Origin of the sequence: Rhizobium anhuiense bv. trifolii, assembly GCF_024346605.1 — a bacterium.
Taxonomy (GTDB): Bacteria; Pseudomonadota; Alphaproteobacteria; order Rhizobiales; family Rhizobiaceae; genus Rhizobium; species Rhizobium anhuiense.
In genome coordinates, this window is sequence record NZ_CP098801.1 from 1120483 (window position 1) to 1133186 (window position 12704).

The window sequence follows — 12704 nt, forward strand, 5'->3', positions numbered from 1 at the left end:
ACGGCGCATGCGCCGGAAGAGAATGCACGACCACCCTCCTCCGGCAATGCAGGCCTGCCTCATCAGTTGCGCAGATATTCTTCCATGGAATCGTCGAGCGCCTCGACCCAGGGCGTGTGATGCGTCGGCGACATGTTGCCGGTCATCAGCGACCGGTAGGCATGATCGCGGAAGCCCATGATATTGTGGGCCTTGTGATGTTCCCACTCCATGAAGGTCCGGTTGGTGCCCTCGATGTCGAAGGAGGGATAGTCGGTTTCATCAAGCAGTTCCTTCACATAGTCGCCCTGATACCAGATCATCTGCTCGGCATCTTCAAGCGTTTCCTCGCGGGCGCGCCACATCTCGAAATTGGCCTTCAGCGCCTCTTCCGACGGCAGGGTGATGCGCCCCATCATTACGTCGCGCGCCCACCAGGCCTGCACGTCGAACATGTTGAAGGTGTAGAACTGGTCCTGCATGCCGATATAGAAAAGCTGCGGGTTCTTGTCGAAGATCACCCCCTTGTAGAGGCTGTCGGCCCAGAGGCGGTTGGCGGTCTTCAGCCGGAGATCGTCGGGCAGGAAGGGGAAGTGGTGCTGGTATCCGGTGCAGAGGATCACAGCATCGACCTCCTTGCTCGAGCCGTCGAGGAAATGCGCCGTGCGGTTTTCGAGCTTGGTCAACAGCGGCCGTTCCTCGAAATTCTCCGGCCATTTGAAGCCCATCGGTTTTGAACGGTAGCTCGTCGTCACCGATTTCGCGCCGTATTTCCAGCATTGCGAACCGATGTCTTCGGCCGAATAGCTGCGGCCGACGATCAGGATATCCTTGCCCTTGAACTCCAGCGCGTCGCGGAAATCATGGGCATGCAGCACGCGGCCGTTGAAGGTCTTCACACCCTCGAAATAGGGCACGTTCGGCGTCGAGAAATGGCCGCTTGCGACGACGACATAATCGAATTCCTCGTCATACATCCGGTCCTCGATGCGGTTATGCGCCGTCACCGTGAATTTCTTCGTCTGATCGTCGAAGCGGACCATGCGCACCGGCGTGCTGAAGCGCACCCAGTGCCGGACATTCGCCTTCTCGACGCGGCCCTTGATGTAATCCCAGAGCACGGCGCGCGGCGGATAGGAGGCGATCGGCTTGCCGAAATGCTCCTCGAAGGAATAATCGGCGAATTCCAGGCATTCCTTCGGGCCGTTCGACCAGAGGTATCGATACATGCTGCCATGGACCGGCTCGCCATATTCGTCGAGGCCGGTGCGCCAGGTATAGTTCCAGAGCCCGCCCCAATCCGACTGTTTTTCGAAGCAGACGATCTCCGGGATCTCGGCGCCCTTCTGGGCGGCCGATTGAAAGGCGCGCAGCTGCGCAAGCCCGGAAGGACCGGCACCGATGACGGCTACTCTTGTCATGAAGCATTCCCCTCTTGATTATATGTCATTGCCTGTTTTGCGCGTCTGAAACCACACGCGGCGCTGGTGCGCACCGCTGCGCGTCAGTCGGGATAGATGCCGGGGCTGGTGGGAGCTCCGTCGTCATATTTGGAAAGCCAGTCGATCGTCGTCTCGCGGAAACGGGTGAGGCCCTTGTAGTCGATGAGCTCCGGCGGCAGCGTCTTCAGCACGCGCGGAAAGCGGCGCGCCCATTTCGGCACGGTGGCGAGCTCCTCCATGTTCATCAGGTAGCAGCGGATGACGAAGAGGATGGCATTCGAGCGCGGCAGGCGCCAGAGGCTCTGCAGCTCGACGCGCAGATGCACCTTCTCGCCGACATTGTCAGGCGTCACGGTGGTGCGATCGGGACCCCATTTGTGGTAGTTCTCTGGGCTGGTGTCGAGCCGAGGATTGATCGTCATCGTCCAGTTGAAGCGCCGTGTCGGTTTGCCCTGCTGCAGGTTCAACAGGAATTTCAGCGCCCGGTCGAAGACGCCGATCTGGTGGGCGAGCGGCACCGGCCCGTGCCATTCCATGAAATTCATGCCGATATCGAAATCGAGCGACCAGTCGGCCTGCGTCGTCACCATGCCGGCGTCCATCCAGAGATTGCCGTCGCGCTGATCAACGATGCAGAAGTCGCCCTGGGCCTGGCGGGTGATATATTCGAAGGGCTCGCAGGGCAGCGTCGAGGCATCGCCGAAGGTGAAGCTGTCGTCGATGCCGAGCGGGCGGTTGATCCAGCGCCATTGGTCGCCGTTGCGGATCAGCGTGAAATGCTCGGGATAACCCGCCGCCTGCTCTTCCATCAAAAGTTCGAGCGTATCCCATTGCGCGCTCATCATGTGCGGCAGCGCCTGGTAGCGCAGCGGATCTTCCTTCAGAACCAACGCCCGGTCGTGCATTTCGGCGACGTAATGCTCGTCGACGTCGATCAGGTTTTCGTAGACGGTGCCCGCCCGGCCGCGCACATGCGGCTCCATGTTGACGGAATACATGTATTCGTCGCGGTCGAAGGGAAACGGGAAACGCCGGATGTTTTCGGGGCTGTTGCGGTAGCTGAAGTCGTTCCGGAAGGTTTCCTGCTTGAAGGCGATTGCCATGTTCGGTCTCCTTGTCCCGCTTTATCAGATGCCGCTAGAGATCGAGATGCAGCGTGTTTCCCTCGAAGCGGGACACGCAGATCATCACCTTGCGGCCGGATGCTTTTTCTTCGTTCGTCAGATAGACGTCATGGTGCAGCAGCTTGCCGTCGCAGGTGACGACACCCGTCTCGCATTGACCGCAGGCGCCGCCGCGACAGAGGAAGGGCGCGTCGACGCCCGCCGCCTCGATCGCCTCCAGCATGCTTTCATGATGGCCGACCTTCACGGTCTTGCCGGAGCGGATCAGTTCCATCGTGAAGGGTTTGCCGGGCAGCGACGACAGGAACCGTTCCGAATGCAGGTTCTGTTCCGGCCAGCCGGCATTGAGGCCTGTTTTCAGCACACCGTCGATCATCCCGGATGGGCCGCAGACATAGAGATGCGTGCCGAGCGGCTGGCTGTCGAGCAGGCGCGTCAACGGGATGGCGCCACCTTCGGCGTCGCAATAGATCTTGATGCGATGCCCGCCGTAGCGCTCCAGCAGTTCCCGCCAATAGGCGCCGCGGTCACGCGTGCGGATGGCGTAGTGCAGCTCGAAATTGGCGCCTTCGCGGGAAAACTGTTCCATCATCGCGATGAAGGGGGTGATGCCGATGCCGCCGGCGATCAGGAGATGCTTGCGCCCGCGCCAGTCCGGCTGGAACAGGTTGACGGGATAGCTGACCTTCAGTTCGTCGCCTTCGCTGACCTTCTCATGCATGAAGGTGGAGCCGCCGCGTGAATCCTCGACATGCAGCACGCTGATCTCATAGGCTGTGCAGTCATGCGGCGGCGACATCAGCGAATAGGCGTTGCGGCGCATGTGGCCGCCATCGTTCATCGAGACGATGACATGCGCGCCGCCGGAGAAATAGGGCATCGGCTTGCCGTCCAGGCGCTCGAAGCGAAAGCGCTTGACGCGATCGGCGATCGGCGTGATCCGCGCCACGCGGACAGGAATTTCAGTACCACCGCTCAAAGGAACAACTCCTCCGGATCAGGCGCGCTGCCGGGCTCTTCGGCATCGATATTGACGCCCTGGAAGGCCGCAAGCCGGCGTGAATAATGGTCGCGCACCAGAAGCGGGAGCCCGCAATGGCTGCAGGCAAAGGGGCTGGTGGTGACGTCGTCGGTGATGCCCTTGCAATGGACGCATTGCACGCGTCGGGCCAGCGAGCCGCGATGCTCGGTGATGACGGAGGCATGGTCCATGCCGTATTCGAGCGCCAAGAGCATCGCCTGACCGATGAAGCCTTCGGTGCCCGAGATATAAAGCCGCGTGCCCATATGGGCGGTGGCGAGCGAGCCTTTCAACCGGAAGAGCAGCGTTGCGATGGTCGGGGCGGTGAAGAACATGTCGGCGCCGAGGCGGCGCAGCGCCTCGTCCAGGCCGGACCCTTGCGAGCCGCGGGCGACATAGAGGATTTCGCTGCGGGAAAGCGCCGTGTCGTCAAGCGCCGGCTGCTGATCGAGGAGAGCCTTGGCGCCCTCCCCTTCGAGCGCGAAAATGTGCCGCCGGGCGTTGGGCTGGATGGTCAGTCCCGTGTAGACTGGTCGGCTCTTGATGCCTGCAACGAGCATTCGCGTGCTCCTTAACCTACGGCAGTCCTCTTCTTCTTCTCCGGATCGTCGAAGGGAAGCGTATGGGCGGTGGCGCCCGCCTTGAGGGTCTTGCCGCGGACTTCGAGTTTCGTCCCATGCACCGCCTTGTCAACGTCGAGACGGGCGATCGCCATGGATTTCTTCGTCAGCGACGAATAGCTCGGGCAGGTGATGACGCCGACCTTCTTGCCGTCGGCAAAGACCTCGTCGCCGAGATCGGCCGGTCCGTCGGCATCGATCAGCATGCCGAAGATCTTGAAGCGTTCCCTACCCTTGAGGCGGGCATGTTCCTCGGCGCCGCGAAAGCCCGTCTTGCCGGGGCTGACGGTAAAGTCGAGGCCGAGTTCCCAGAGGCTGTCGCCGGGCGGCTGATCGGCGAAGGGATACATCTGCGAATTGTCGTAGGGGTAGAAGAGCAGATAGCTTTCGACGCGCAGCATGTCGAGAACCGAGAAGCAGCAGGGGATGATGCCCATCTCCTTGCCTTCCTCGACAATCCGGTCCCAGACCATCACGGCGTCTTGGCCGCGCACGAAGATCTCGTAGCCGCGCTCGCCGGTATAGCCGGTGCGAGAGATCATCACCGGCGCGCCGAATAGCGTCGTCTGCATGTGGTGGAAATATTTGAGGTCGCGGATGCCGGGCACGTATTTGGCGAGATAGTCGACCGCGAGCGGACCCTGCAGCGACAGGTCATGCAGGTCGTCGTCGAAGAGCACGGCGCAATTGCGGCCTGCCGCCTGGCGGACGACTTCCTCGTGGCCGGAGCCGGAGCCATGCACCAGCATCCAGGAATTCGGGCCGGTGCGATAGACGATGCAGTCGTCGGTGAAGTGGCCGCGCTCGTTCAGCATGGTCGCATAGACCGAGCGGCCGGGATAGATCTTCGTCAGGTCGCGGGTGGTGATGTAGTCGAGCACGGCGATGGCGTGCGGGCCGACCAGGTGCACTTTCTTCAGGCCCGAGACATCCATGATGCCGGCCTTGGTGCGAACGGCGACATGTTCTTCCGACATGTCCTTGTCGTAGGTCCAGGCGGTTCCCATGCCGCTCCAGTCCTCGAGCTTCGATCCCAGAGCGCGATGCCGATCCGCCAAGACGGAGAAACGCCATGATAAAGCCATTTCCGTTCCCTCTTATTTCCTCTACGGAATATTTATTTCCTGACTATATAAGTCTTTCGCGCCGTGGCAAGCCCGCCCGGCATGCATTTCCCAAACTTTCGGCGACACTCGCCGCAGCTTTAACGTCCTGCATGACCGATGCGACTGCGTGCTGCCGCCGATGGCCGTCTCTCTCAACCCATGCGTTCGGAGGCGTAGCTGCCGGGGCTTGCCGGGAAGACCACGGTGCGGTTGCCGTTGATGAAGGTGCGGTGATGGATATGGGCGTGGATGGCGCGCGCCAGCACCTGACTTTCGACGTCGCGGCCGATCGAGACATAATCGTCGGGCGACTGCGCATGGGTGATGCGCGCCGTGTCCTGCTCGATGATCGGGCCTTCGTCGAGATCGGCGGTGACGTAATGCGCCGTCGCCCCGATCAGCTTGACGCCGCGGCCATAGGCCTGCTTGTAGGGATTGGCGCCCTTGAAGCTCGGCAGGAAGGAATGATGGATGTTGATGATCCGGCCGGACATTTTCTGGCACATCTCGTCCGACAGGATCTGCATGTAGCGGGCGAGCACGATCAGTTCGGTGCCGGTCTGCTCGGCCACCTCCATGATCCGGGCCTCGGCCTGCACCTTGTTGGCCTTGGTGACCGGAATATGGTGGAAGGGGATGTCGTGGTTGACCACGACCTTCTGGTAGTCGAAATGGTTGGAGACGACGCCGACGATGTCGATCGGCAGCGCGCCGATCTTCCAGCGGTAGAGCAGGTCGTTGAGACAATGGCCGAAGCGCGACACCATCAGCAGCACCTTCATGCGCTTCTCGCTGTCGTGAAACTCGTAATCCATCTCGAAGGGCGCGGCGACGGCTGTAAAACCGGCGTCGATATCGGCCCCCGAAAGCCCTTCTTCCGAAATGAAGCTGACGCGCATGAAGAACTTGCCGGTATCGAGATCGTCGAACTGCGAGCTGTCGATGATGTTGCAGCCCTTCTCCGCCAGATAGCTCGAAATCGCCGCAACGATGCCGCGCGTCGATTGGCAGGATACGGTGAGTACGAAGTTCTTCATGCGGTCTTTTCCTTCGCCGTTTCAAGCGCAGAGAACCTGGGCGCGCCGGCGCTTTTCCGTCCGGCGTGCCTATTGCAGGTCTGCCCGCTCCTCAGATGTCGAGCGTGTTGTCGCGTTCCCACTGGGTGAAATGCGAGCAGTAGGCATTCCATTCCCGATGCTTGAGCTTGAGGTAGGCGGCGGAAAACTCAGCCCCGATGGCCGCCTTCAAGCCCTCGTCGGCATCATAGGCCCGCAGCGCGTCGAGCAGGTTGAGCGGCAGGCGCGGTGCGTCCTTCACCAGATGCCCCTCGGCATACATGTCGATATCGTAATGCCGGCCGGGATCGGCCTGGCTGCGGATGCCGTCGAGGCCGGCGGCGATGATGATCGCCTGCAAGAGGTACGGGTTGACTGCCCCGTCCGGCAGGCGCAGCTCGAAACGTCCGGGTCCCGGCACACGCACCATGTGGGTGCGGTTGTTGCCCGTCCAGGTCACGGTGTTCGGCGACCAGGTGGCGCCCGATGTCGTGCGCGGCGCGTTGATGCGCTTGTAAGAATTGACCGTCGGATTGGTGATCGCGGCGAGCGCCGAGGCGTGCTTCATGATGCCGCCGAGGAAGGTTTTACCCTGAGCGGAGAGCCCGAAGGCCATTTCCTTGTCCGCGAAGGCGTTCACCTTGCCATCGATGTCCCAGACCGAGATGTGGGCATGGCACCCGTTTCCGGTCAGGCCCTTGAAGGGCTTCGGCATGAAGGTGGCGCGAAGGCCGTGCTTTTCGGCGACCGACTTGACCATGAACTTGAAGAAGGAGTGCTTGTCCGCCGTCTGAAGCGCGTCGTCATATTCCCAGTTCATCTCGAACTGGCCGTTCGCGTCCTCGTGATCGTTCTGATAGGGCTTCCAGCCGAGCTCGAGCATGTAGTCGCAAATCTCGGCGATGACATCATAGCGACGCATCACCGCCTGCTGATCATAGCAAGGCTTCTCGGCGGTATCGAACTGGTCTGAAATCACCGAGCCATCGGCAGAGATGAGAAAGAACTCGGGCTCCACGCCGGTTTTTACCCGCAGCCCCTCTTTCGCAGCCTCGGCGACCAGCTTTTTCAGCAGAACGCGCGGGGCCTGTTCGACAGGCTGATCGTCCATGACGCAGTCGGCGGCAACCCATGCGACGTCCTTCTTCCAGGGCAGCTGGATGACGGAGGAAGCATCGGGAACCGCGAACAGGTCGGGATGGGCAGGCGTCAGATCGAGCCAGGTTGCAAAGCCCGCAAAGCCGGCGCCATCTTTCTGCATGTCGGCGATGGCTTCGGCGGGGACCAGCTTGGCGCGTTGGCCGCCGAACAGGTCGGTGTAGCTGATCATGAAATATTTGATGCCTTTTTCGGAGGCGTATTGCGAGAGGTCCAGTGTCACGTTTGTCCCCTTGTATTGACCTTATGTAATGATCTTAGACACTTGATAATGAAGCCGGCCGCATCCTCCCAAACGCGCCCGGCCGGCGTTTTTAGAAACCGGTCTTGCCGGGGATCCAGTTGGTGCCGGCGAGCGGCACCTGCGCCATGGCCGATGCCTCGATCGTCAGCGCGACGAGGTCTTCCGGCTCGAGATTGTGCAGGTGGTTCTTGCCGCAGGCTCGCGCGATCGTCTGGGCCTCGAGCGTCATGACTTTGAGGTAGTTGGCGAGGCGGCGGCCGGCCGCAACCGGGTCGAGGCGTTTGGCAAGCTCCGGGTCCTGGGTGGTGATGCCGGCCGGATCCTTGCCTTCATGCCAATCGTCATAGGCGCCGGCCGTCGTGCCGAGCTTTTGGTATTCCTCTTCCCAATGCGGATCGTTGTCGCCGATCGCCACGAGCGCCGCCGTGCCGATCGCGACCGCGTCGGCGCCCAGCGCCAGCGCCTTGGCAACGTCGGCGCCGGAGCGGATGCCGCCCGAAACGATGAGCTGCACCTTGCGGTGCATGCCGAGATCCTGCAGCGCCTGGACAGCCGGACGAATGCAGGCGAGCGTCGGCATGCCGACATTCTCGATGAAGACGTCCTGGGTCGCCGCCGTGCCGCCCTGCATGCCGTCGAGCACGACGACATCGGCGCCCGCCTTCACCGCAAGAGCGGTGTCATAGTACGGACGCGCGCCGCCGACCTTGACGTAGATCGGCTTTTCCCAGTCGGTGATCTCACGCAGCTCCATGATCTTGATTTCCAGATCGTCGGGGCCGGTCCAGTCCGGATGGCGGCAGGCCGAGCGCTGGTCGATGCCCTTGGGCAGGTTGCGCATATTGGCGACGCGGTCGGAGATCTTCTGGCCGAGCAGCATGCCGCCGCCGCCGGGCTTGGCGCCCTGGCCGACCACGACTTCGATCGCGTCGGCGCGGCGCAGATCCTTCGGATTCATGCCGTAGCGCGACGGCAGGTATTGGTAGACCAGCGTTTGCGAATGGCCGCGCTCTTCATCGGTCATGCCGCCGTCGCCTGTCGTCGTGGAGGTCCCGGCGATCGTCGCGCCGCGGCCGAGCGCTTCCTTGGCATTGCCGGACAGCGCGCCGAAGCTCATGCCGGCAATGGTGATCGGCGTCTTCAGCGTGATCGGCTTCTTGGCGAAACGTGAGCCGAGCACCACTGTCGTGTCGCATTTCTCGCGGTAGCCTTCGAGCGGATAACGCGAGATGGAGGCGCCGAGAAACAGCAGGTCGTCGAAATGCGGAACCTTGCGTTTGGTGCCGGCGCCGCGGATGTCATAGATACCGGTCGCGGCCGCGCGGCGGATTTCGGCAAGCGTATAGTCGTCGAATGTCGCGGACTTGCGCGGCGGGGTATAGGGGTTGTGATAGCTCATGGGGGTCCCTCGCCTTAATACGCGTCGGCGTTGTCGATGTTGAAATTGTAAAGCTTGCGGGCGGAGCCGTAGCGCTTGAACTCTTCGGGCCTGACGTCCGTGACCCCGGCGCGATCGAGCAGTTCGGCAAGCTTGTCCAGATGCTCCGGCCGCATCTCTTTCTCGATGCAGTCGGAGCCGAGGCTTTTGACCTCGCCGCGGACGAACAGCTTGGCTTCGTAGAGCGAATCCCCCAACGCATCGCCGGCGTCGCCCAGCACGACCAGATGGCCGGATTGACCCATGAAGGCCGACATGTGGCCGATGCTGCCATGAACGACGATGTCGATGCCCTTCATCGAAATGCCGCAGCGCGACGCCGCGTTGCCCTTGATGACGAGCAGGCCGCCTCGGCCGGTGGCGCCGGCATATTGGCTGGCGTCGCCCTCTATGACGACGGTACCGGACATCATGTTTTCGGCAACGCCCGGACCGGCCGAACCATGAACAGTCACCCTGCCGCCGTCATTCATGCCGGCGCAGTAATAGCCAACCGATCCTCTGACAGCGACCGTGACGGGGCTGTCGATGCCAACGGCGACGGCATGACTGCCGCGCGGGTTGATGACTTCGAATTCAGTGTCGTTCGCACCCTGGGAAAGGGCGTGCAGCGCGCTGTTCAATTCGCGAAGAGGCGTGTTGGAAAGATCGAATGTGGGCATTTATTCCTCGTTGGTCCGAGACGGTTTGAGCCGGCTCCTGCTTTTCAGGCGTCCTTCAGGCGGCCTTGTCGTGATCCCAGAAGTAAACGGTTGCCGGCTCCGGCTCCCAGACACGGGCATTCTCGATGCCGGGAAGGTTGACCAGCGCGCGGTATTCCGAGCCGAAGGCGACATACTGATCCGTCTCGGCCATGACGGCGGGCTTGCAGGCGATCGGGTCGCGCACCACGCCGAAGCCGGACTTGGTGCCGACGACGAAGGTGAAGAAGCCGTCGAGATCGTCGAGCGCGCCCGTCAGCGCCTGGCCGAGATCCTTGCCCTTGGCCATTTCGGCGGTGAGATAGGCGGCGGCGACTTCGGAATCGTTCTGCGTCTCGAAGGTCATGCCTTCGCGCACCAGTTCGCGGCGCAGGTTGTTGTGGTTGGAGAGCGAGCCATTGTGCACAAGGCACTGGTCGGCGCCGGTCGAGAACGGATGCGCGCCGAGCGTGGTGACCGCGGATTCCGTTGCCATACGGGTATGGCCGATGCCGTGGGTTCCGCTCATCGCCCGGACGCCGAAGCGCGCCACGACCTCTTTCGGAAGGCCGATCTCCTTGTAGATTTCGACGCTTTCGCCCGATCCCATCAGACGGACCGCCGGGCGGATCTCTTCAAGCGCCTTGCGCACATTGCCAAGCTTGGACGCGTCCAGCTCGATGACCGCATGCGTACTCTTGATCGAGACGTCGGCTTTGATGCCGGCCTTCTCAAGGTCGCCGGCGAGGCCGTCGAAATCCGCGCCGGGATTGGCCGACTGGATGGTGATTTTTGCCCTGCCTTCGGCGGAGCCGCCATAGATGGCGATGCCGGCCGAGTCCGGACCGCGATCGGTCATGGTTATCAGCATATCCGAGAGCAGATTTCCCAGCTGAGGCTCAAGGCTCTTGTCCTTGAGGAACAGTCCAACGATGCCGCACATAGGTGTGCCTCCTTTCATGTTGAGAAAGGACTAGCAGGTCTACATCAGGACATCAACTGGGAGGAATAAACTTTTCTTCTAAGGCAAGTCAGCTCTTGGAGTTCTGCTGGGGATAACTGATGATCGAGAGGTACTTGCTCGGCAGCTTCATCAACTGCTCCGGCCCATGGGGCGCGTCGGCGTCGAAGAACAGGCTGTCGCCCGGCTGCATCTGGAAAAGCTGGTCGCCGTGGCGATAGATCACCTCGCCTTCGAGCATGTAGAGAAACTCCATGCCCTCGTGCTGGAAGGTCGGGAAAATATCGGAATCGGCCGTCAGCGTGATCAGATAGGGCTCGACGATGACGCCGCTGGTATTGTTGTCGATATGGCCGAGCAGATTATATTGATGGCCGGCGCGCGTGCCGCGCCGCTCGAGCTCGATGCCCTGCCCCGCCTTGACGAAGACGGCATTGCGCGGTTCCTCGAAGCGGCGGAAAAAGGCCGTCAGCGGCACGCCGAGCGCCCGCGACAGCGATTGCAGCGTCGTCAGCGACGGCGAAATGTTACCGTTCTCGATCTTCGACAGCATGCCGAGCGAAATGCCGGTCGCGGCCGCCAGATCGGTGACCGTAATGCCGAGTTTCTTGCGGTAGGCGCGCACCTCGTGGCCGATCGCCATTTCGAGGTTGTTCTCCTTCGGCTCCCGGACGGCGTGCGGATCCTGGGAAAAGGGCGCGCGTCCACTATGCGCCTGTTCCGATTGCTCTGCCGCTTCACGCTTGGATTTCATGGATTTTCCACCGCCGCCTTCTCTTTGGTCTGCAGGCAACCCTATCGCCATAGTGAAAATTCCTCAACCGTGAAGAAAACTTATTCCCGCCGCGCCGCGCGCGGAGCGATGCCGTAGACGGCGCGGAACATCCGGGAAAAATGGCTCAGACTGGAAAAACCGGTGGCGACCGCGATTTCCGAGACCGAAAGCGGGCTCTGTTTCAGCAGGCGATGGGCATGCTGCAGCCTGATCCTGCGATATTGATCGAGGAAGGAGGTGCCGAGATAGGCGGCAAAGAGCCGGTCGAGGTGGCGGGCGGTGACGCCGGCAATGCGCGCCATGGCGGCACGTTCGAGCGGCATCTCGATCGTCTCCTCCATCCGTTCGAGAACGCTGAGCAGGCCGGGATGATGGACGCCGTAACGCTCGGCCAGCGAGGCGCGCTGGGGTGCCGCCGGCTCGTTGACCTCGGTATGAAGGTACCAGTCGCTGACCCGGCGGGCGAAATCCGGTCCCATGCGCTCGGCGATCAGCACATGCATCATGTCGAGGGGCGCGATGCCGCCGCCGCAGGTGATCCGGTTGCCGTCGATCATGAAGCGCGCCTGGCGCGGCGTGAGGTCCGGGAAGGCTTCGAGAAGGGCGGCGGCATGCTCCCAGTGGATGGTGAAGTCGCGGCCGCCCAGCAGTCCGGCGGCGGCCATCAGATAGGGACCGCCCGAAATGCCGCCGATCCTTACACCTTCGCGCGACAGCTGCCGCAAGCAGGCAAGCACACCGGGATATCGCCAGTCGCGCGGTGACCCGCCGGCGCAGACAAAGGCTGTTCCAAGTCCCGAGCCTCTGACCGGCAGAGGTTCGGCGGGAACGCTGGTGCCCGAGGAGGAAAGCGCCGCTGCACCATCCGGCGAGAAGATCCGCAGCCGATAGATCTCGCGCCCGGCCAGAAGATTTGCCGCCCTGAGCGGCTCTGTGGCCGAGGCATAGGACATCAGCGCAAATCCCGGGATGAGGATGAAGCCGATTGTCTGGACATTTTTGCTATCAAATGAAGACATGTCTCTTTCTTAGCGATTTATGTCCTTATCGTGCAAGTACATGCGTCTCTTTCTGGCATCATGCTCCTGTTCTTTCCGGGTG

The 12704-nt window shown here is 61.9% G+C and carries 12 protein-coding genes; all 12 read right to left on the reverse strand.

The window, feature by feature from the left end:
- Nucleotides 1–62 precede the first annotated feature (62 nt).
- Nucleotides 63–1400 (reverse strand): trimethylamine monooxygenase, encoded by a 1338-nt coding sequence (locus NE851_RS05380; RefSeq protein ID WP_097622834.1) that lies wholly within the window; start codon nucleotides 1398–1400, stop codon nucleotides 63–65.
- Between the two features lie 83 nt (nucleotides 1401–1483).
- Nucleotides 1484–2524 (reverse strand): heme-dependent oxidative N-demethylase family protein, encoded by a 1041-nt coding sequence (locus tag NE851_RS05385; protein WP_097622835.1) that lies wholly within the window; start codon nucleotides 2522–2524, stop codon nucleotides 1484–1486.
- Nucleotides 2525–2558: 34 nt separating this feature from the next.
- Nucleotides 2559–3524, reverse strand: coding sequence for a PDR/VanB family oxidoreductase (locus tag NE851_RS05390; RefSeq protein WP_097622836.1), 966 nt, complete (start codon nucleotides 3522–3524; stop codon nucleotides 2559–2561).
- A complete protein-coding gene (locus tag NE851_RS05395) occupies nucleotides 3521–4126 on the reverse strand; it encodes a dimethylamine monooxygenase subunit DmmA family protein (protein WP_047613346.1) in 606 nt (201 codons plus the stop codon). The genes NE851_RS05390 and NE851_RS05395 overlap by 4 nt, the downstream gene beginning before the upstream one ends.
- A gap of 11 nt (nucleotides 4127–4137) precedes the next feature.
- A complete protein-coding gene (locus NE851_RS05400; protein WP_063476232.1) occupies nucleotides 4138–5271 on the reverse strand; it encodes an aminomethyl transferase family protein in 1134 nt (377 codons plus the stop codon).
- Nucleotides 5272–5444: 173 nt separating this feature from the next.
- Complete coding sequence (gene purU / locus NE851_RS05405) at nucleotides 5445–6329, reverse strand: formyltetrahydrofolate deformylase (RefSeq protein ID WP_183905569.1); 885 nt, start codon at nucleotides 6327–6329, stop codon at nucleotides 5445–5447.
- Nucleotides 6330–6420: 91 nt separating this feature from the next.
- Nucleotides 6421–7728, reverse strand: a complete 1308-nt coding sequence (gene glnT / locus NE851_RS05410) for a type III glutamate--ammonia ligase (RefSeq protein WP_063475679.1) — start codon at nucleotides 7726–7728, stop codon at nucleotides 6421–6423.
- A 91-nt stretch (nucleotides 7729–7819) separates the two neighbouring features.
- Nucleotides 7820–9148 (reverse strand): FMN-binding glutamate synthase family protein, encoded by a 1329-nt coding sequence (locus NE851_RS05415; protein WP_003594873.1) that lies wholly within the window; start codon nucleotides 9146–9148, stop codon nucleotides 7820–7822.
- 14 nt (nucleotides 9149–9162) lie between these two features.
- Nucleotides 9163–9849, reverse strand: coding sequence for a GltB/FmdC/FwdC-like GXGXG domain-containing protein (locus NE851_RS05420; protein ID WP_047611831.1), 687 nt, complete (start codon nucleotides 9847–9849; stop codon nucleotides 9163–9165).
- 55 nt (nucleotides 9850–9904) lie between these two features.
- Nucleotides 9905–10810, reverse strand: a complete 906-nt coding sequence (locus tag NE851_RS05425) for a class II glutamine amidotransferase (RefSeq protein ID WP_097542650.1) — start codon at nucleotides 10808–10810, stop codon at nucleotides 9905–9907.
- A gap of 88 nt (nucleotides 10811–10898) precedes the next feature.
- Nucleotides 10899–11582, reverse strand: coding sequence for a helix-turn-helix domain-containing protein (locus NE851_RS05430; protein WP_097542649.1), 684 nt, complete (start codon nucleotides 11580–11582; stop codon nucleotides 10899–10901).
- An 80-nt stretch (nucleotides 11583–11662) separates the two neighbouring features.
- Nucleotides 11663–12622 (reverse strand): GlxA family transcriptional regulator, encoded by a 960-nt coding sequence (locus NE851_RS05435; RefSeq protein WP_254955496.1) that lies wholly within the window; start codon nucleotides 12620–12622, stop codon nucleotides 11663–11665.
- Nucleotides 12623–12704: the final 82 nt, after the last annotated feature.